General features: G+C 47.6%; 21 protein-coding genes and 1 pseudogene. 17 read left to right on the forward strand and 5 right to left on the reverse strand.

The genetic code is table 11. The features are described 5' to 3' along the window. Positions 1-202 precede the first annotated feature (202 nt). The 4 genes from KVT38_RS00720 (at position 203) to KVT38_RS00730 (ending at position 1,995) form a co-directional block, all read left to right on the forward strand. Positions 203-661: a hypothetical protein gene (locus KVT38_RS00720; RefSeq protein ID WP_217591757.1), complete on the forward strand. Its 459-nt coding sequence runs from the start codon at positions 203-205 to the stop codon at positions 659-661. Positions 662-665: 4 nt separating this feature from the next. Then, on the forward strand, positions 666-1,250 hold the full coding sequence (locus KVT38_RS00725) for a glycosyl hydrolase family 95 catalytic domain-containing protein (RefSeq protein WP_217591758.1): 585 nt from the start codon (positions 666-668) through the stop codon (positions 1,248-1,250). Continuing rightward, entirely contained in the window at positions 1,141-1,416 is a 276-nt protein-coding gene (locus KVT38_RS35845) for a glycosyl hydrolase family 95 catalytic domain-containing protein (protein ID WP_483298150.1), read from the forward strand. The genes KVT38_RS00725 and KVT38_RS35845 overlap by 110 nt, the downstream gene beginning before the upstream one ends. A 138-nt stretch (positions 1,417-1,554) precedes the next feature. Further along, a complete protein-coding gene (locus KVT38_RS00730; RefSeq protein ID WP_217591759.1) occupies positions 1,555-1,995 on the forward strand; it encodes a glycoside hydrolase family 95-like protein in 441 nt (146 codons plus the stop codon). Between the two features lie 169 nt (positions 1,996-2,164). Here KVT38_RS00730 and KVT38_RS35480 read toward each other — a convergent pair whose 3' ends face one another. After that, positions 2,165-2,275 (reverse strand): tyrosine-type recombinase/integrase, encoded by a 111-nt coding sequence (locus KVT38_RS35480; protein WP_368859038.1) that lies wholly within the window; start codon positions 2,273-2,275, stop codon positions 2,165-2,167. 317 nt (positions 2,276-2,592) lie between these two features. On the opposite strand from KVT38_RS35480, the pseudogene KVT38_RS35485 reads away from it, so the two are divergent. The 3 genes and pseudogenes from KVT38_RS35485 to KVT38_RS00750 form a co-directional block, all read left to right on the forward strand. After that, positions 2,593-2,775, forward strand: a pseudogene (locus KVT38_RS35485) (alpha-L-rhamnosidase C-terminal domain-containing protein); the annotation flags it as partial. Between the two features lie 202 nt (positions 2,776-2,977). Next, complete coding sequence (locus KVT38_RS00745) at positions 2,978-4,801, forward strand: ATP-dependent nuclease (RefSeq protein ID WP_217591761.1); 1,824 nt, start codon at positions 2,978-2,980, stop codon at positions 4,799-4,801. Positions 4,802-5,026: 225 nt separating this feature from the next. Then, positions 5,027-6,094: a hypothetical protein gene (locus KVT38_RS00750; protein WP_217591762.1), complete on the forward strand. Its 1,068-nt coding sequence runs from the start codon at positions 5,027-5,029 to the stop codon at positions 6,092-6,094. A 1,160-nt stretch (positions 6,095-7,254) separates the two neighbouring features. Here the strand turns inward: KVT38_RS00750 and KVT38_RS00755 are convergent. The 3 genes from KVT38_RS00755 to KVT38_RS00765 form a co-directional block, all read right to left on the reverse strand. Then, positions 7,255-7,968, reverse strand: a complete 714-nt coding sequence (locus tag KVT38_RS00755; protein ID WP_217591763.1) for a hypothetical protein — start codon at positions 7,966-7,968, stop codon at positions 7,255-7,257. Positions 7,969-7,974: 6 nt separating this feature from the next. Further along, entirely contained in the window at positions 7,975-8,274 is a 300-nt protein-coding gene (locus KVT38_RS00760) for a hypothetical protein (protein ID WP_217591764.1), read from the reverse strand. Between the two features lie 124 nt (positions 8,275-8,398). Further along, positions 8,399-8,593, reverse strand: a complete 195-nt coding sequence (locus tag KVT38_RS00765) for a CopG family ribbon-helix-helix protein (RefSeq protein WP_217591765.1) — start codon at positions 8,591-8,593, stop codon at positions 8,399-8,401. A gap of 141 nt (positions 8,594-8,734) precedes the next feature. Here KVT38_RS00765 and KVT38_RS00770 point away from each other — a divergent pair, with 141 nt between their 5' ends. The 7 genes from KVT38_RS00770 to KVT38_RS00800 all read left to right on the forward strand — a co-directional run bounded on the left by KVT38_RS00770 (position 8,735) and on the right by KVT38_RS00800 (position 15,432). Next, on the forward strand, positions 8,735-9,331 hold the full coding sequence (locus tag KVT38_RS00770) for a TetR/AcrR family transcriptional regulator (protein ID WP_217591766.1): 597 nt from the start codon (positions 8,735-8,737) through the stop codon (positions 9,329-9,331). A gap of 144 nt (positions 9,332-9,475) precedes the next feature. Beyond that, a complete protein-coding gene (locus KVT38_RS00775; protein WP_217591767.1) occupies positions 9,476-10,120 on the forward strand; it encodes a hypothetical protein in 645 nt (214 codons plus the stop codon). Beyond that, positions 10,113-11,273, forward strand: a complete 1,161-nt coding sequence (locus tag KVT38_RS00780; RefSeq protein WP_217591768.1) for a helix-turn-helix domain-containing protein — start codon at positions 10,113-10,115, stop codon at positions 11,271-11,273. Before KVT38_RS00775 ends, KVT38_RS00780 begins: the two co-directional genes overlap by 8 nt. A 479-nt stretch (positions 11,274-11,752) precedes the next feature. After that, positions 11,753-12,388 (forward strand): hypothetical protein, encoded by a 636-nt coding sequence (locus KVT38_RS00785; RefSeq protein WP_217591769.1) that lies wholly within the window; start codon positions 11,753-11,755, stop codon positions 12,386-12,388. A gap of 337 nt (positions 12,389-12,725) precedes the next feature. Continuing rightward, on the forward strand, positions 12,726-13,484 hold the full coding sequence (locus KVT38_RS00790) for an MBL fold metallo-hydrolase (RefSeq protein ID WP_217591770.1): 759 nt from the start codon (positions 12,726-12,728) through the stop codon (positions 13,482-13,484). Then, on the forward strand, positions 13,462-14,046 hold the full coding sequence (locus KVT38_RS00795) for a TetR/AcrR family transcriptional regulator (protein WP_217591771.1): 585 nt from the start codon (positions 13,462-13,464) through the stop codon (positions 14,044-14,046). Before KVT38_RS00790 ends, KVT38_RS00795 begins: the two co-directional genes overlap by 23 nt. Positions 14,047-14,571: 525 nt before the next feature. Further along, entirely contained in the window at positions 14,572-15,432 is an 861-nt protein-coding gene (locus KVT38_RS00800; protein WP_217591772.1) for a VOC family protein, read from the forward strand. Positions 15,433-15,494: 62 nt separating this feature from the next. Here the strand turns inward: KVT38_RS00800 and map are convergent, their stop codons facing one another. After that, on the reverse strand, positions 15,495-16,244 hold the full coding sequence (gene map, locus KVT38_RS00805; protein ID WP_217591773.1) for a type I methionyl aminopeptidase: 750 nt from the start codon (positions 16,242-16,244) through the stop codon (positions 15,495-15,497). A gap of 238 nt (positions 16,245-16,482) precedes the next feature. Here map and KVT38_RS00810 point away from each other — a divergent pair, with 238 nt between their 5' ends. The 3 genes from KVT38_RS00810 to araD all read left to right on the forward strand — a co-directional run bounded on the left by KVT38_RS00810 (position 16,483) and on the right by araD (position 19,300). Next, positions 16,483-17,139: an HAD family hydrolase gene (locus tag KVT38_RS00810; protein ID WP_217591774.1), complete on the forward strand. Its 657-nt coding sequence runs from the start codon at positions 16,483-16,485 to the stop codon at positions 17,137-17,139. Between the two features lie 96 nt (positions 17,140-17,235). Further along, positions 17,236-18,330, forward strand: a complete 1,095-nt coding sequence (locus tag KVT38_RS00815; protein ID WP_217591775.1) for a GntR family transcriptional regulator — start codon at positions 17,236-17,238, stop codon at positions 18,328-18,330. Positions 18,331-18,598: 268 nt separating this feature from the next. After that, a complete protein-coding gene (gene araD, locus KVT38_RS00820) occupies positions 18,599-19,300 on the forward strand; it encodes an L-ribulose-5-phosphate 4-epimerase (protein WP_217591776.1) in 702 nt (233 codons plus the stop codon). Positions 19,301-19,365: the final 65 nt, after the last annotated feature.

The following is a 19,365-nucleotide window of genomic DNA, read 5'->3' on the forward strand; positions in this document are numbered from 1 at the left end:
ATGAACGACCGGCTGGAGCCGCTCTTCCAGCCGTTTTTTTTATTCCACTTTTCGATCATCAAGTATAAAGCCAGGCGTCTACGCAAGCGATAAAAACAAAATGAAAGCGATCTTAAAAACGGACACCTGAATTCCGATGTATGATCAATTTTCAGGTTATGAAAACGGTTTTATAATTTAAAGCAACAGGAGGTGCCACACCATGAAAGATTCGAATGCCGTGTGGCAAGCAACCGTCGGTGCCGGCGTCGTGCCCAAACGGGAAACGCTGGGCCGCAGGTTTCGCAAGCAGATTTCGCTGCAAACCTTTGTTTTGTCAGGGATGGCTTTCCTGCTCGTGTTCTCGTTCGCGCCGCTTTTCGGCATCCTGATGGCGTTCAAGGATTACCGCATCAGTAGCGGCATCACGGGCATTTTCACGAGCGAATGGGGCGGGCTGCGTTATTTCCACGAATTGACCAACGACTATGTGTTCCCGACGCTCGTTCGGAATACGATCGCCATCAGCTTGCTGAAGCTGGTCTTCTCGTTCCCCGTTCCGATTCTGCTAGCGATCATGATCAACGAGATACGCCATTCATTCCTGAAGCGGTTCGTGCAGACGGTCAGCTATTTGCCCCACTTTATCTCGTGGGTCGGAGCCGCCTCCCGCGGACGATGAAGCTTTGTGGGAGGAGGCCAGACGCTCTGACAGCGCTTCTCCTGCGTTCATCGAGAAAATATTCAATGCCGGACGCTACGAGATTCTGTCCAGTTGCGGCGAGCACCCGCCGAATCTGCAAGGCGTATGGGCCGGCAGCTACCGCGTGCCCTGGTCGAGCGACTATACGCAAAACGGCAACGTTCAAACGGCGATCGCCGGTCTGTTGCCCTCGGGGGATTTTGAAAGCCTGCTGAGCTATTTCGATTACCAGGAAGCCAATCTGCCGCACTACCGCGAGAACAGCAGGAGACTGTACGGCTGCCGCGGCATTCATATTCCTTCCCGTACGAGCGGAAGCGGCTACGACATTCATTTTAGTACGGCCTACCCGATGCTGTTCTGGACAGCGGGCGCGGCGTGGTCCGCTCATTTTTATTACGACTACTGGCTCTATACGGGAGACGACGGCTTTTTCAAGACGCGTGTATTTGCCCTTCATGAAGGAAGCAGCCTTATTTTACGAAGACTTCCTGATCGAGGATGCGGACGGCCGCTGGCTGTTCAGTCCGTCCTATTCGCCCGAAAATACGCCTCTTCATCGGAATAGTCCGGCGACCGTCAATGCGACGATGGACATCGCCGTCGCCAAGGAGCTGTTCACGAACCTAATCGTCGGCTGCCGGACGCTTGGCCTCGACGATGAACCGGTAGGAAAGTGGGAGGCCATGCTGGCGAAGATGCGGCGTACCGGATCAATGAAGACGGGGCGCTGAAGGAATGGGGTTTCGCCGTACTACGAGGATCGCTACGACCATCGCCACGCTTCGCAGCTGTATATGTTGTATTACGATATCCCCGAAGAGATCAGAAGCGATCGTGCCTTGTATGAGGCTTGCGAGAAGGCGTACCGGTTGAAGCGGGAATTAAAAAAGAACGAGCAGGGGACGATGGCATTCGGGCTGGTTCAGATGGGAATGGCAGCCACGCATTTGCGGGACCCCGAGATGGTGGAGACGATGCTACAATCGATGGCGAAAAATAATTATTACGCCACATTCGCTTCCTCGCACGACTATGGCCCTTCTCTCTTCAATGCCGATATCAGCGGAGGCGTGCCGGCACTGATCCTCGAATCCATCGCCCAGTGCAGTCCAGCGACGGATGCAGAAGGCAGAATTACGGCGTACGACATCCGTCTTCTGCCGGCGCTGCCCGAGAGCATGGCAAGCGGCGAGCTTAAGGGCATGAGGCTGCGCGGTGGATTCATCCTGGACTTGAGCTGGCGACAAGGCAAAGTACTGGCGTACAACGTACACAATTTCCTAGACAAGCCGTATCGAATTGTTTCTTAATTTTACCTGTCTGGCCCGAAATCTCTTCCGGGCTCTTTTCTCGATTTATAGTTCTTCTACTTAAGGAATTAACAGTATTAAGTGAGTTTGTCAATTGTTGGGGACAACATTGCATTTAAAGTTTTCGCCGCAATTTGATCTGCATCCAACAAAGCATGACCGTATATATTCATTGTGTCCGAATATCTGCATGCCCTAGTCTGCCGGCGATTGTCTTTGCATGAACGCCTTGGTTTATAAGGAGTGTCGCTGAAGTATGTCTTAAATCATGGAATCGAATTGGTTTTAGCTTTTTTTCTTTTTAAAAACCGACGGAACCAGGTCCCTGGAACGGTATGATAATACGGCTTTCCATTCAAAGCGAAAAGACAAAGAAATGATCCCCTCCTGCCCAACGATCGGCCATTTGCTCTCTCTCACGGATGCATTGTGTCTTATACCGTTTAATATCTTCTACCAATACCTCTGGGATAGAAACTCTTCTGATGGAGCTTTTCGTTTTTGGGAATTTGATGATGTTTTTTCCTTTTACGTAGGTCAGAGATTGATTTACTTCGATAAGACGTTGTTCGAGGTCGACGGTTTTCCACTCTCAAGTGGGCGAAAGGCAGCGTGCCGTCGGCATATGGAATGGTGACGGTGGAATGGAAACTCAGTGGAAACAGCTTTGAACTTCTTGCTAAAGTTCCGGATGGTGTACCTGCGATGGTTATACTTCCAGACGGCAAGGAAAAAACGTTCAAGAGCGAGGGTAGATTTCAGCTTGTACTGTCCCAATAAACTCATGCTTTGCTGCACAAACTGCAATCCGATTACCGGATTGCGGGTTAATTATATGTGCACGCTCGCAAATACCTTGTCCTATGGACGAGGTATTTGCTTTGGCCAACACAACTTTAAATTGCTGTATCGACAAATTTCATGTAAAAAGATATCCTTATTTATAGTGGATAAATTTAACATTTGCTGAGGCGGGACTCTTATGAAACTGTCAAAATTAACAATTCGGAATTTTAGAGGTATTAGGGAACTTGAAGTTAGTCTGGAGAACATCAGTATCATTATAGGCCCAAATAACTGCAGTAAGAGTACAGTCTTACAGGCAATCAAACAGTTTGGAAGTAAAGAAAAACGGCTGGAAGCTTCTGATTATTATAAATACGACACGACACAACCGATATCCTTTCATGCTACTTTCACTGACATCACCAGTGAAGAGGCTGACATGAGAGGAATAAGAGCCTCAATGCATGAAGATACAAATACCTTCATTGTCCGCGCGATCTATCAATTCGGTACAGACGTTGAGCGATTGTCTAAAAAGACAGGCGAAGCGATCCATGATCTGGAGCCGGAAGGTTGGACTGGTCGTTTAGGTGGGGGTGCGAATGGTTCTCATTTCTTGAATGTATTCCCAGATGTGCTCTATGTACCGGCAGTGAAGGATGCAGGTGACGAAATAAAAAACAACTCTGAAAATGTGAAAATGCTTTCTTCTTTATATAAAGACATCATCCAAGGTATTGAAGAATATAATCATGCTCTTGAAAACACTAGGGAACTGCAAAGGAAGATAAATACACATGAAAATGAAAGGATAAATTTCTTTCAACAAGAAGTTCAATCTTTTTTAAATGAGGTTACTACTGCTTCGGTGAATTTTCGGATTAATTTCAAGCCATTAGACGATTTTATCAGTTCTTCAATAAATGCGGTATTTCATTATAATGGTATGGAAACAGACGTTAGCTCACAAGGCAGCGGCGTTCAAAGGACTTTTATAGTATCTATGTTAAAGGGATATAAGAAATATCAAAGTCGCTTCACTGAAGAAGAAATTGCTGCTCGGCGACCTATTATTTTCGCAATCGAAGAGCCTGAGTTATATCTTCATCCACATATTGCACGTGTATTTAAAGATACATTGTATCAACTTGCTGATGATCCGCTTTTTCAAGTAATAGCTACATCTCATTCTGCTAATTTCATTGACTTATCGAAGCCGAATAGAACTTTAATTCGGTTTGCATTGAATCCCGAACAAAATGTGTTTTCACATCAAGTTTCATCTGATGTTTACGGAATGCCTGATGAAGAAAGGGATAAATTCCAAGCGTTACTTAAATTTAATCCTCATGTTAATGAAGTATTCTTTGCAAAACGTGCAATCCTAGTAGAAGGTGACACGGAGGTTGTTGCTTTTAAATATATTGGTGAAAAGCTTGTAGAGGATGGGCTCTTATCACCGGAAGACTACTACAGAACAACAGTTGTAAATTGCGCTGGAAAGCCAACCATGTATGTCATTTTAAATGTATTAAATAGCTTTGGTATACCATACACGGTTGTTCACGACTGCGATATTACAGAGCTTGGAAAAGACAACAACCGCAGAAGCATTTCAACTTTAAAGCAAGCCATTACGATAAATTATAAGTTAGAGCAACTTGCTGATGTGAGAGGAAATCAAAAGTACGTTTTGCAACATACTTTTGAAGCTGAAATGCCTGATACATATGAGAAGGGGACCTCAAAATCATATGCGGCATATGAATATTTTAAGAATAAACAATTGGACGAGCTTCCAATCCGCTTACTAAATATAATAAAAACAGCATACGGACTCACATTAGAAGTTCCGCTTCAACATCGTATTCAAGAGTTGATTGAGTATTATTTATTGGAAAAGCCAGAGTGGAATGAGCTTCGAGAAGCATTTTCTAGTTGGAACATCCCCGAAGTAGATATTCAACGAGTGTGGCATTCTAGCAGTTTCCAACAAGTAGCTGCAGCAGAGGAACACTAGCTCCAGTTGGAGTGTCGATTACAACGATATTTCAGTCCCCAATCTCTGTAGCTCAGGTGCGCTCAATTGGATACTCTAATTTGTCACTATGAAAAAGAAGCCAGCCGGTCGTAATAGCCGGCTAGTGCTAAAGCCATTTTTTTAAAAAAATATCTGTTTTAAATTTTACACATATCTTTGCTTGCCATTCTCTTCTAACTTATAAACGATGAAAAGGTGAATCTTATGCCGACAATATCGTCTGCTGTCATACCATTCCCTAAAAGTTGGGATGAATTTGAAGAAATCACACGTGACAGTTTAAAGTTGAAATGGAATAGTCCTAACTTACAAAGGAATGGAAGGCAGGGACAATCTCAACAAGGTGTCGATATATATGGAGAAGATGATTTAGGACGCTTGGTAGGTGTGCAATGCAAGCTTACGGATTATGAAATTGACTTAAACACTATTCTATCTGAAATAACAAAAGCTAATTCCTTCGCTCCCTCTCTTGAAGCATATTACATTGCTACCACGTCACCACAAGATGCAAAAATCCAGAGAGAACTTCGAGTTTTATCAAAAGATAGGCTTCAAAAAGGTGAATTCCCGATTGGTATTATATTCTGGAATGATATAGTTCAAGAATTGTTAAATGACGAAAAAGTGTTTCATAAACATTATCCTCAAATGTCCCTTACTAATAATGTTGAATTGATAAAGGAAAATAGGCTTATATCTCTTTATGATGCGGCATACCTAGGGATTTACATCGACGAGACACTTGGTTGGTTATTTGGCTCATTTCCAACACAAGAAGGTCCAAAGGAATTTAAGCGATTAGTTATTAACTTAGACTCCATTTTTCAAGTTATATTTAAAGGTGAAAAGCAAGTAGAACTGAGAAACAAGCTTAAAGAATTATTTGATTATGTACTCCCTTATGTTTTAGGCGAAGAAGAACGTCCGAACGGTTGGTCACTTGCTAAGGAATTAGCGGAACATATTCAATCACACATACAAAGTTTAGAGTATAGTCTGATTGGAAAAGAGCTTACGGCTTTCAAGTTAGGTCAATATTTAGGTGCTTGGAACAATCGGGAAGCTAATTCGTTAGAAAAATTGAGCAAAGAAACCGAACTGGTAATATTGAGATTAATATCCTCTCTAACGTATGAGGAACAACCACCTCGTCAAATTATTGATCTTTTTGATGAATATAGAGCTTCAGAAAGCATTTCCGTAATTCACATTCCTCATCGGATATATAATAAGGCTCGTGTAATTATGATGTTTAATGATCAAAATTAGTTCATGAAAAATAGAAAACGAACGTTGAGTAAACTACTTCAACAATTCAAAGACTACTGTTGTGATTCCGCGGGGGAAGAGCCTGTGGGAACCAAAAAAGAAAAAACTGTAATGGTAACCTTCTCGGCGGTTCTCAAATGGGATCAGTAACCGATGCGCCGTTTCGGTCAGCCTGCAGATTGCTCAGCAGGCTGCTCTGGCTCTTCGATGCTGCGTCCGGCTTCGTCGGCGGATTCAATATGTGATATAACAAGAAAAGCCCAGCAGGATGGGGGGCGAAGCGGATTATTCTGCTCCGACCCCTATTCTGCTGGGCTCTTTTATATCTTCCAATGTTGTCCGTATATTAGCCATGGAAACGGATAACACAGGTAATATTAAGTTTTAAAATAGTTTATTTGGAAGGTGGACGAAGATTCATGATTAATTGGAGACAGGAATGGCAAAGGCCCTATGAGTCCATATGGTCAATAATTGAGAAAATAAAAATTGCAAATATGATTACTGGAAACGAGCTACTTGGAAGTATTGATCCCGAATTTTATGGGAAACTTTCGAGAAGAAACATTAATAAATTGTCCAATGAGTCTAGACATCAGTTCGAGGCACTAACAGGTATTGATCTGAATAAAATAATGAACAGCATGTACAAACTCTTGATTAAGGATACCCACCTCCTTAGAGACCCGATGCATGTATTTCACTCTCATTTAAGATATTGTAAGTCTTGTATTAGCTTTAATTACCATAGTTATTTGCATCAGTATAAATTAATAGATGAATGTCCATATCATTTAGAAGAGCTTTTAGAGTGTTGTCATATATGTAAGACACAGATTTACTTTCATAATATAGCGGTACCTGTACCCTATACGTGCCAATGTGGAATGCAGCTTTATCGGACAGATCAAAGCCCCTTTTGGCACAATTGGTCAGATTTCGAGCCCAATATTGTAATCAACAATAGTATCAATGTCCTTAAAGTCTCTATTGATGAACTTGCTGTATGCTACTAACGCACACGGTGTCGTGTATGGCTGTAACACGATTACCATTAAGCCCTACGTGATAAGATAAAGGATACACTCCTAGTATACCCCTATGAAATAAACACGACAAATATGTCAGAGGGCAAGTCGCGTATAGTGCGGCTGCTTTTTTTAGCAATCTGAGCCAATACACATTTCTGCATCATTTCTAGTTCCAAATCTAATGATAAACTGTAATGGGTTGCTCATAGTAATTAAACTCGGTATAAAAAAATAAGAATTTTTAATTCGATTAAATGTGGATGAATCCATTGAGATCCACTTAGTGATTATTTCGTCATTTATTGTTAAGTCTAATTGCCAATCTGACATAGAAGTAAACTTCGGTTTAGTGTAGTAATTTGAGCAGGAGCATTGAAAACCGGCTTTACTGTAATGATCGTGTCTATCACATGAGGGAGAGTTTCCGCAATTCCTACAGGTATTTCTTAAAGGGCTCAGATGAAATGGGCATTTTGTAGCAAAAACGAACTGATGTAATAGGCTGTGGTAGCCCATTGAAAGACAGTCATCGCAAAAATAAAGTTCTTTGTTGATAAGATAATCTGTACCACTTTCAGGAAACATTCCGACCATTTTATTAAGATACAACTCTGAATGCTTGCTGTAATCCGTACCTATGGATTGAGATAATAGCGAATGGTCAATACCATTAAACTTTAACAAACCGTTCCACTGATTTACCAGCTTGCCACCTGAACTTCTTGTTCCATATTTACGAATCAAGTCTCGTGCAGTTATGGCATTTGAATATTTTATTTTTTCGATAATTGACCAAGGTGATTCAAACGGATTAACCCATAATGGGTTCCACGTCAGATTCAATTAATTTCAGCTCCTATCATTCTTTATAGATCCTTTTTCTAATTTGAGCTGATTAAGCTTGACGAAGTATTCCTCTCGCTCATTCGTAGTGTATTTTTTGGTTGAAGATATTATTGATAATGTGATGCTTTCTCCTGATTCTAAAACTATGTATAACAAATCATCTTTGACTTGGACGTCTAACTCCAGCATGAGATAAGCGCTCGCTTGGTCAAACCATTGTTCTGAAATAGCTCTCCAGCAGGTGTAGTAATGGTTCTGATAGAGAATACCCTGAGAGGTTACAACGGCCACCGTGTTCCTCATTACGCCTTCTCCTTTGTTAAGTGATGTTACATACCTGTGTTCCCTATAAACACAAATTGTATTCAAAAATGAACACAGTCCGATGATAAAAAAGATGACTCCCGTTTAGGTAAGGGAGTCATCTTTATTCGCTGGTTCGTTCTATAAACTTTGCGTTCTTCATTGCATATTCGAGTGCTAAGTTAATTAATTCGTTTCTTGAACGATTACTTATTTTTGAAAGGTGATCGAATTTTTCTTGCAATGCTTTATCTACTCGTATAGTAATCGTGACCGATTTATCCTCTTTTGGAGTGATGATAAAGTCATCATCATTCATTAAAATCACCTCTACACCTTAGTATAGAAGCAATTACACATTCAAAAATATAACACAAATTGTGTTCAATGATGAATACAATAATAAAACATGGATATTCTGTTATTAAATTTGTAGATATCTTGTAAATGAGGTGATTCGATGTATTACGGCAATGATCAAGCGAGTATGAAGATCCTAATCGCTGCTAAAAAGCTATTCGCTAAAAATGGATTCTACAATACCACTATTTACGAAATATGCAAAGAAGCAGGTGTCCATGTCATGATGCTTAAATATAATTTCCGACTCAAAGAAAATGTTTTAATCTCTTTGTTTCAAGTATTTATGCCGTTATCACTTATTAGAATAAATGATGATAAAAGTCTGGTGGATCCTGTTGCACGGTTGAAAAGCATAGTTAGTGAAGTTATTAACGTTCAGATAAATGATCCAGAAATGATTCTGATATTACAACATGAAATTTCGTTACCCAGACCTCGTGATGAAATCATTCAATTCTTAGTTAACCCATTGTGGACGGAATTAAGAAAAATCCTCATCCAGGGTAAAAGTAAAGGTTTATTCAGATTTGATTCATTAGATTCAACAATGATCTTTATAACAAGTTTAATTCTTATGTCCCGTCCATGGGAGTTTTTTTTAGGAGTTATTCGAGATCCGATGCTTAGCAGTGATCTTATGTCTGAACAACTGTGTGTATTTATTCTTGAGGCCTTGAAATGTTCGGCTGAATAGGTTTCGGATGAAGGAAGCACCTTCGCTTGGCACCGTTCTCAGCAGCCTGAAAAAACAGGTTGCTTTTTATTTGCTATATTTGGTTGCGGATTTTTTTGTTTTTTAGTAAAATGGTTGCAACGATGGTTGTCAAGGAGAGGTTTTATGGAAATTTATACACCGCCTCACGCTTCTTCATTAATAAAAAGCGAAATCTCCATTCAAGCACGATCGCAAATGGTGTCCATAGTTGAACGCGGATACAAACTCGCATCAGAGTCTCTGAGGCATCTCTCTCTTCTAGATTGGGAAATTGGACATCATCACGAAGGGTATCTTAGGCCGATAGCTATAAGCTACCTATTTGCGCAAGAAATTGATCAAGGAAGATTGCCGTTGCGATACTCGATCGAAGAGACCGTTAAGGGTAGATACAAGTACTTAATGCTTCATTCCAATTCTGCAAAAATTACCTTAAGCCAAGTGGCAACTCCATATGTAGTAGCCCGTCCTGCATTTTTTAGAAAAAAGCTGCAATTCGCAAACCAAGGAATTCTTTTATTCGATGGTGAAGAAAACATTCAATTTAATGATGAAATATATCTTTTGCTAACATACAGTAGCGGCGGTGATTCACCTCGGTTTGTCAATCTCGGGATGCCAAACCACTGGAATGATCGGATTAATTTATTGAACGAGCCTAGGCTTGTCGGAATTAACTCCACTGAATTGGAACAAGAAGAGAAAATTGAAAAAGAACAATTAGTTGGATTTAGGAAATTTGTTTCAGAGGTGGAGAAAAGTGAATAGCGTTACCCGGATTGCAAATTTTGAACCCTTGAGATTGACCGAGGCTAGAGAAGCCAGGGGAATGTCGACTGTAGAATTAGCATCGTTGATTGGTATTTCACATCAAGCGATATCAAAATTTGAATCCGGAAAAAGTGCTCCCGGTTATGAAACTCTGGAAAGGCTGTCTGAAATTCTAAAATTACCAGTACAATTCTTTATAAAATCTCCAAGCAAGAATACCATCACAGAAGCGGATGTTGTATTTTTTAGAAGTCGAGCTGCAGCTACCGTTAAATCAAAAAAGGTACACAGCACAAGTTTAAAATGGCTGAATGAAATACATGAATACCTTGAAGAAATTTTGGAGTTTCCAAATGTAGATATTCCTCAATTAATTTCAAACGAGAAGTATGAACCTTTAGAATTTGGAGATATCGATTCCTTATCGTCGCAAGTGAGAAAACATTGGGGTCTTGGAAATGGCCCCATTAGTGATCTCGTGCTACTCCTTGAAAAAAAAGGAGTAGTGGCTGCAAGGGATACATTTAGTAGCATGTCCATAGATGCATGTTCTGTATGGTCAAAGAAATCACGACCATTGCTTTTGCTTAGTAACGATAAAACAGCGTCTCGTTCAAGGTTCGACGCCGCTCATGAACTAGGTCATTGGGTCTTGCATTCTCACTTAAAACCAAATGAATTTTTTTGGAAGGAAAATTACAAAAGTATTGAGAAGGAAGCCAATCGGTTCGCCTCTTCATTTTTACTTCCTGCAGCCAGCTTTGGCAATGAAGTATATTCAACTTCAATGGATCACCTTATAGCATTAAAAAAGCGTTGGAAGGTATCCATCGCTGCAATAGCTTATAGAGCGAACAAACTAGGTGTTTTTAGCGAGTTCCAGCATGTTAATGTGCGTCAGAAACTAGCCAAAAACAATTGGCTGAAATCAGAACCTTTAGACGATGAATTGCCTTTTGAAGAGCCTACCTTGCTTAAACAATCAGTCGAATTAATTATCCAGCATGCAGTTAAGTCGAAGCATGACATTATAAACGACTTAAAGTTGAGCAGGGAAGAAATCGAGGCATTGACAAACGTTGGGAATGGTTTCCTTCTGGAGGAGTCTAATGTTGGAAACATTGTTTCCTTTAAGCCTAGAAAGGGGTGAGCTCAATGAGCAAAAATGAATGCCAATGTTCGAATTGCGGCAAGAAAGTTGAATTTCTTGTTGATGATGGCATCTGCGAAGAATGCTTCAAAAACAAAGAGTAGTATGAACAATCCCCACTTACAATTGATGTGGGGATTTTGTTCATTCATACATAAATCCAAGCCAAGCCAGCACGGATATAGTTATCCGCAAGCTGTGGTATGCGACGGCTGTGCAGGCTGTGTGGTCGAAGCGCTACCGGTACGCCAGCGGCATGTTTTTTGGCGATCTGCCGAGTGGCCGGAGCCGCGCGTATGTGAACCCGCGGCTCCGAGCCGGATCCAAATTTCAACAAGGACGGGCTCGTTTCGACGGCGTGGATCAGGTCAAGAAGAACAACAATTTTACCCGGAAAAGGACTGAGTATTCTGAGTTATAAATCGTTTGTCTATTGGGCTGTGGCGATATTTGTATTATGGATTGGTTCCGGATATTTAATGACTGAGTGGTGGGGGCCTCAACGTGGCACAGCGGGAGATATGTTTGGTGCTATTAATTCACTATTTTCTGGCTTAGCATTCGCCGGCATTATTTTCACAATCTCAATGCAACGAAAAGATTTAAGTTTGCAGTTGGAAGCTATTAAAATGCAAACTGAAGAATTAAAGCTTCAGAGAGAAGAAACAGCCCGATCAGCAGACCAGCTTGAAAGTCAAAAGAACCTTTTGAATTTTCAAATTGCTCTTAGTGCATTGGTTGAAATGATAAAAACGAAGGAGAAAAGATTATCTTCGGTAAAATATAAAAGCAATGATGAGTTAATGCAAGGTGTTGCTGCGCTTAGAGAGATGTATCGAGTAAAACGCAGTATTCAGGCTTCAATGGTTAATTATCAAATACTAAGCGGTTTTTTTAACTCGTTCTTTTTTATGCTCCGTTTTATTAAAGAATCCGATTTAACAGATTCACAAAAAAAAGTTCTTGCTGGATTTCTTTATAGCGATACTTCCGATATCGAAATTATATTTATATTCGAGAACCATAAAGATAAGGAAGAAGAATTAGCACTGTTGAGTCAATTCGACTTCCATGTTATGTATGAGAAGGTAATGAAGGCATTTAAAAATCAATAATTGAATGATTACAAACTATCCAGGGAAGTAAGTATCGAGCAGGATTCCTGATAAAAAAATCGGACGTTTTGCTGGCTGCGAAATACAGTGAAGTCCTAATTCATAATTGAGGGATTAGAGAATGACTGGCCAAGTAAATAGACTAATCACTAATAAAAGGGATTTTCTTGTCGTGGAATTAACCTTTAACTATTATTGGGGTACTTTCTTGTCGCTAATGAGTGTATTTTCTTGTCGTTGTACTGAAGTCGCGCGGAAAATTTAGGCTTGCAAAAACTAATGATATTAGTTATATTAAAACTAATAAGATTAGTTTTGCAAAACGGAGGTTAAAAACATGAGAATGACGACACGCACGAACGTGCAACAACTATCCTTCATGCCACGTTTTTTTCCGGTCAATGCGTATTTCGTGGAGGAGCTGGACGGTTTGACTTTGATCGACGCAGCGCTTCCTTACAGCGCAAAAGGAATCATCGACGCGGCGGCCCGCTTAGGCAAGCCGATCCGCCGCATCCTGCTGACGCATGCGCACGGCGACCATATCGGCGCGCTCGACCGGCTGAAGTCGGCGCTGCCCGATGCCGAGGTTCTCATCTCCGCGCGGGATGCCAGACTGCTCGCTGGAGACAAGTCGCTGGATGCGAGCGAGATCCAATCTCCGATCCGCGGCGACGTGCCGAAGCCTGACGCCATACGTACCCGGCCGGATACGCTGCTTGCCGACGGCGACCGCGTAGGCTCGCTGCTCGCGGTAGCGACGCCCGGCCACACGCCCGGCTCGATGTCTTTTCTGGATACGCGCACGGGCGCCTTAATCGCGGGAGACGCCTTCCAGGTACGCGGCGGCATGGCCGTGTCGGGGAAGATGCAGCCGCTGTTCCCTTTCCCGGCGATGGCGACCTGGAGCGCAGCCGAGGCGCTCCGTTCCGCCAAGCGGCTCGTCGGACTGAAGCCGACGCTGCTCGCGGTCGGGCACGGCGGGATGATCGCGGACCCGCTAGAGGCGATGAACGTTGCAGTGCGCGCCGCGGAGCGCAGCCTGGAAGCGCGAGGCAAGGGAGGGGCCAGCCATGTCACCGCGAATCGGCCTTGACCGGGCGACGCTGCTGCAGGCTGCCACGGAGATGGCCGACGAGCACGGCCTGGAGTCCGTGACACTGGCATCGCTCGCGCAAAAGCTGAAGATCCGCTCGCCTTCTCTGTACAATCACGTGAACGGATTGCCCGATTTGCGGCGTGAGCTGGCACTGTCGGGACTCGCCAAGATGGAGGCCCGCTTTAAAACCGTATTGCCCGGAGCTTCGGGCGACGAAGTCTTGCACGCTTTTAGCCGCGCTTATCTCGACTTCGCTCGCCAACATCCGGGCTTGTACGAAGCGGTACAGCGGGCTCCCGATCCCGAAGACCTCGAGCTGAGCGAAGCCGGCGGCCGGGTCGTCTCCCTTGTCGTCCGCGTCATCGAGACCTATGGCCTAAACGGAGACGCGGCCATTCACGCCGTGCGCGGCATTCGCAGCGTCCTGCACGGCTTCGTCTCGATCGAGCGTCAAGGCGGCTTCGGCATGCCGCTGGATCTGGACGTCACGTTTCGCCTGCTGGTGGATACGTTCATTGCCGGCATTAAGACGCTGAGAGCACAGGATAGGCTTGATTGATTTTGAACAAGTGCCGCTTGCACCGGCAGAGGCGGCAGAAGAGCCGCCCTGCCCGAACAAAAGGCTTCATTTTTACCGTTTTAACAATATCCCCTTCAAACAGTAAAACTGCTCGGCCACACCCTTATCCACGATCCTATCCTTATCCATGTCCTACCTCTGCCGTTCAGTTGCTCCAATGCGTGGGCATTCTGAATGAGGGAAGCCGTTCCTGATTCAAGGGGATACTGTTAAAACGTAGCGATGCCCATGCAGCAGCATTCCCTGACGGAAGGGGATACTGTTAAAACGTGACGAAGACTTGTTCGCAGGCTTCCTGACGGAAGGGGATACTGTTAAAACGTATCGAAACCCTGCCTCGTTTCTCCTGACTGGAGGGGATAGCGTTCAAACGCAGCGAGACCGGTGCGGCAGCGCCATGACTCCATCATGACCTGCGCGGCTTGACAGTCAGTGCCGAATCGGATAAAGTGTAACTTACCAAAAGTAATTTACTTTATAAAAATGGCAGAGAGGACGGTCCTTATGACGCGTTCCATCCATCCCGATACGGACCTCGGCACCGTGCATTTAAAGGTTTCAGAGCTTGATCGATCCATCCGGTTTTATGAAGATATCATCGGCCTCAAGCTGATCTCTCGCGAGGGCAACACGGCTAACATGGGCGTAGGCGGGCCAGCCGCGCTGCTTCAACTTGAGCAGTTGTCCGTGGGCGCGGTTCCGGCGCCGCGCAGGCGCACGGGGCTTTACCACTTCGCAATCCTCGTGCCGACGCGCGAAGCGCTGGGGCTCGCGGTGCGCAACTTCTTGCAGCGCCGCGTGCCCGTCGGTCAAGGGGATCACCTTGTGAGCGAGGCGATCTATTTGAGCGATCCCGATGACAACGGCATCGAGGTGTACGCCGACCGCCCGCGGGACACCTGGTCCTACACGCCGACGGGAGAGGTCGCGATGGCGACGGATCCGGTCGACATCGAGGGATTGCTCGCCTTGGCCGGCGATAAGCCTTGGACCGGACTGCCGGCCGGCACCGTGATGGGACACGTGCACCTTCACGTCAGAGATTTGCAGGAGGCGAAGCGATTCTATGTCGACGCGCTCGGCTTCGATATCGTCGCGAACTACGGCGGCCAGGCGCTGTTCGTGTCCGCAGGCGGCTATCATCACCATGTCGGCCTGAATACATGGGCGGGCGTCGGCGCTCCGCCGCCTCCCGCGAATTCGCCCGGACTGATCTTCTTCACGGTCCGGCTGCCGGACACCGCGGAGCTTGCGCGAATTCTAAATGTGCTGGGCGAGCAGGGGATTCCGTCGGAACAGGTGGAGGACGGCTACCTCGTCACCGATCCTTCGTCCAATCGGGTGCTGCTGACGGTGCGCGCCTAACGCGGCTCCAATATTAAAAAGCCTTCGGCTCTACCGAACCCGGTAGAGCCGAAGGCTTTTTCTCAGTCTTGCGAAGTTAGAATCACGGGGCCGTCCTTCGTAATCGCGATCGTGTGCTCGAACTGCGCGGACAGCTTGCCGTCCATCGTGCGCGCGGTCCAGCCGTCTTCGTCGATCGTCATGCGCCAAGTTCCCTCGTTGATCATCGGCTCGATCGTGATGACCATGCCTTCTTTGAAGCGGAAGCCCTTGCCGGGGATGCCGACATGGATGAAGTTCGGCTCTTCGTGCAGCTCTCTGCCGATACCGTGCGCGGCCAATTCGCGGACGCAGGAGAAGCCGTTCGCTTGCGCATGCTTGTGCAGCGGATACATCGCGTCGCCGATCCGGTTGCCGATGACAGCGTGCCGGATGCCGATATCCAGGCATTCCTTCGTGACGCGCATGAGCTTCTCGGCCGTCGGCGAGACGTCGCCGACCGCATAAGTCCATGCCGAGTCTCCGAGCCAGCCGTTCAGCTCCGCGACTGTATCGATGGTCACAATATCTCCGTTTTGAAGCGGGGTATGGTTGGGAAAGCCGTGCGCGATCACGTCGTTGACGGAAGCGCAGGTGGCGAATTTATAGTCTTTGTAAGTCTTCGTGAACGGCTTGGCGCCGTAGCTGGCCATGACGTCCTCGACAAGCTCCTCGATCTGCCACGTCGTCACGCCTGGACGGATCATCTTGCGAATTTCCTTGTGGCAGGCGGCTACGACCGCTCCCGCCGCTCTGATATGCTCGATCTCCTGAGGAGATTTCAGCGTCACCATGGCTTACAGGCTCCTCTCTATTGTACGGTCACGATACACCTTTCGCACAGCGGCGTCAATTCGTTCGATATAGGCACAATATGCGCGGGCGGACGCCGTCGTGCGGGCGCACAGCGTTCCAGCTTGCCGCTCCGGACTTCAGCGTGATACAGTAACTCAAGATGCAGGACGAGGCAAACGGGCTGAACGACGTACGGTGCGGGGCTGCCGGGAAGCAGAAAGGGAGTTGACGATAGCGATGATCAAGGCGGTTGTGTTCGACTTTGACGGGACCATACTGGATACGGAGACCGTGACTTACGAGGCGATGAACGGGATCTTCAGGGAGCGTGGGCACGAGCTGCCGATGGATAAATGGGCAGGCGCGATCGGCACGCTGCACGGCTTCGACGCGTGCGCGGAGCTGTCGGCCTTCACCGGAGAGGAAATCGATCGCGCCTGGTTCGACGCCCGGTTCGGAGAGCTGTACGCCGGGATGGTGCACCAGGTGCCGCTGCTGCCGGGCATTCTGGACGCGCTGGAGGAGGCGAAGCGGCTGGGGCTCGCGGTCGGCCTCGCCACAAGCTCTTACCGCGCTTGGATCGAGCCGCACTTGGAGCGGCTCGATCTGCGGAGACATTTCGACGCGATCCACACGGCGGACGACGTGGAAAAGGTAAAGCCGGACCCCGCGCTGTACCGGCTGGCCGTGAAGTCGCTTGGCGTGGAACCGGGCGAGGCGGTGGCCATCGAGGATTCGCTGAACGGGCTGAGAGCCGCCAAGGCCGCCGGTCTGTACGGCATCGCCGTACCGAACGCCATGACGGCGGGACTCGACTTTTCTGAAGCGGATCTCGTCGTGCCGACGCTGGACGGACAAAAGCTTGAGATGCTCGTGGCGCGCTGGAACGGCTGACCGTTCAACGGCGGTCGGCCGGCGGCTATTGATTGTACGTACAAGTTCGCCGCTGTGCTATAATAGCTGTTATACGTTTTGCGCGAGGTGAACGGGTTGAATCCGCAATACCCGAAGTATCAGCGGTTAAAGGAAGAGATCGTCTCCTGGATCGCCGGGGGCAAGTACCGTCCGGGAGACAAGCTGCCGTCCGAGAACGAGCTGGCCGAGCAGTTCGGCTTAAGCCGCCAGACGGTCAGGCAGTCGATCGGCGAGCTCGTCAGCGAAGGCTGGCTATCCCGCGAGCAGGGCAAAGGCACATTCGTGGCGAAGCTTCAGGGCGATCGCAGAGGGCCCGGCGCCAGCCGGATGGTCGGCTTGATCACGACGCATATTTCCGATTATATTTTCCCGTCCATCGTGCGGGGCGTCGAGGCTGCGCTTAAGGAGAAAGGCTACCGGCTGCTGCTGTCCAGCACGGAAGGCAGCAAGGAGAAGGAGCGGGAGAGCCTGGAGACGATGCTGACGCAGGGCGTGTGCGGACTCATCGTCGAGCCTACGAAAAGCGCGGAGGGCAACCCGAATTACGAAACATTCATGGCGCTGGAGTACCACGGCATTCCGATGCTCATGATCAACGAGCAGTATCCGGATCTGGACTGGCCCTGCGTGAAGGTGGACGACGAAGCGGGCGGCGTCCTGGCGACGGCGCATCTGCTCGCGTCCGGACACCGCGCGATCGCCGGACTGTTCAAGACCGACGACCTCCAGGGCGTCCACCGGATGAAGGGGTTCGTGCAGGCGCATCGCGAACGCCGCTTGTCCGTACCGCCGGACCTGCTCGTGCGCTACCGGACGGAAAATCGCGATGCCAGGCCGCAGGAGGCGCTGCGCGAGCTGCTTGCGCGGCCGGAGCCGCCGACGGCGATCGTCTGCTACAACGACCAGCTCGCCGTATCGCTGCTCGACGTCATCCGCGAGGAGGGGCTTCGGGTTCCCGAAGATTTGTCGATCGTCAGCTTCGACGATTCGTTCCTTGCGACCGCGACCGAGGTGAAGCTGACGACCGTCTCCCATCCGAAGGCGGAGCTGGGCGAGCTCGCCGCGAATCTGCTGGTGACGATGCTGGACAAGGACGTTGCCGGCGGCGGCCATGTTTTCGCGCCGCAGCTCGTACTGCGGACCTCGACGGCGCCGCTGCTGCGAGTTTAAGGAAGTGAAATGGGAGAGGCTGTAGATTTAGGAAGACTTGGCCCGCAGCGATGCGGGTCCTTTTTTATCTACGCCGTTAAATACTCGACACACATGTACGTACAAGTTATAATGTAAACGAACCCAAAACAGACAGACGTAATGTCAACCAGGCGCCCATGAGATGCCTTCAAGCTTCAGGCTCTCGAGCTTCTTTGAGGCATGAGACGCCGTCGGGCAAAGGTATGTTCGAAGATATTCATTTTTAAGTTGCAAAGGATGTGCGTACATGCTGGAGCGATTAAAAGCGGAAGTATGCCAGGCGAACGCCGAGCTGCCCAAGTACGGGCTCGTCACGTTCACCTGGGGCAATGTCAGCGGCTTCGACCGCGAATCGGGCCTGATGGTCATCAAGCCGAGCGGCGTGCCGTACGAGGAGCTGCGGCCGGAGCAGATGGTCGTGCTCGATCTGGAAGGCAACGTCGTCGAAGGCGATCTGCGGCCGTCCTCGGATACGCCGACGCATCTTGTTCTGTACCGCTCGTTTCCCGGCATCGGCGGCATCGTGCATACGCACTCGCCGTGGGCGACGATCTGGTCGCAGGCCGGACAGGGCATTCCGGCGCTCGGCACGACGCAGGCGGACTACTTTTACGGGACGATCCCGTGCACGCGGGCGATGACGCCGGCGGAGATCGAAGGCGCTTACGAGCATGAGACGGGCAACGTTATCGTCGAGGCGTTCCGCGGAATCGACCCGCAGCAGGTACCGGGCGTGCTGGTGTACAGCCATGCGCCGTTCGCCTGGGGCAAGAACGCGATGAACGCGCTGCACAACGCCGTCGTGCTGGAGGAAGTCGCCAAGATGGCGTACCATACACGGCAGCTGAACGCTGGCATTCCGTCGATGCAGCAGGAGCTGCTCGACAAGCATTATCTGCGCAAGCACGGCGCGAACGCTTATTACGGTCAGCCGGGCGACGAGCACTGATTCATTGAGATGGAAAGCCGACATGGATCGAACCCAGGAAGCATCGATTGACCTTAGCTGAACCA

Origin of the sequence: Cohnella sp. GbtcB17 (assembly GCF_019091135.1) — a bacterium.
Lineage (GTDB): Bacteria > Bacillota > Bacilli > Paenibacillales > Paenibacillaceae > Cohnella.

Coding starts and splice junctions, on each gene's coding strand:
- KVT38_RS00720 (WP_217591757.1), top strand. CDS start 203: ATGAAAGATTCGAATGCCGTGTGGCAAGCAACCGTCGGTGCCGGCGTC.
- KVT38_RS35845 (WP_483298150.1), top strand. CDS start 1,141: ATGAAGGAAGCAGCCTTATTTTACGAAGACTTCCTGATCGAGGATGCG.
- KVT38_RS00745 (WP_217591761.1), top strand. CDS start 2,978: ATGAAACTGTCAAAATTAACAATTCGGAATTTTAGAGGTATTAGGGAA.
- KVT38_RS00750 (WP_217591762.1), top strand. CDS start 5,027: ATGCCGACAATATCGTCTGCTGTCATACCATTCCCTAAAAGTTGGGAT.
- KVT38_RS00760 (WP_217591764.1), bottom strand. CDS start 8,274: ATGAGGAACACGGTGGCCGTTGTAACCTCTCAGGGTATTCTCTATCAG.
- KVT38_RS00765 (WP_217591765.1), bottom strand. CDS start 8,593: ATGAATGATGATGACTTTATCATCACTCCAAAAGAGGATAAATCGGTC.
- KVT38_RS00770 (WP_217591766.1), top strand. CDS start 8,735: ATGTATTACGGCAATGATCAAGCGAGTATGAAGATCCTAATCGCTGCT.
- KVT38_RS00775 (WP_217591767.1), top strand. CDS start 9,476: ATGGAAATTTATACACCGCCTCACGCTTCTTCATTAATAAAAAGCGAA.
- KVT38_RS00785 (WP_217591769.1), top strand. CDS start 11,753: ATGACTGAGTGGTGGGGGCCTCAACGTGGCACAGCGGGAGATATGTTT.
- KVT38_RS00790 (WP_217591770.1), top strand. CDS start 12,726: ATGAGAATGACGACACGCACGAACGTGCAACAACTATCCTTCATGCCA.
- KVT38_RS00795 (WP_217591771.1), top strand. CDS start 13,462: ATGTCACCGCGAATCGGCCTTGACCGGGCGACGCTGCTGCAGGCTGCC.
- KVT38_RS00800 (WP_217591772.1), top strand. CDS start 14,572: ATGACGCGTTCCATCCATCCCGATACGGACCTCGGCACCGTGCATTTA.
- map (WP_217591773.1), bottom strand. CDS start 16,244: ATGGTGACGCTGAAATCTCCTCAGGAGATCGAGCATATCAGAGCGGCG.
- KVT38_RS00810 (WP_217591774.1), top strand. CDS start 16,483: ATGATCAAGGCGGTTGTGTTCGACTTTGACGGGACCATACTGGATACG.
- araD (WP_217591776.1), top strand. CDS start 18,599: ATGCTGGAGCGATTAAAAGCGGAAGTATGCCAGGCGAACGCCGAGCTG.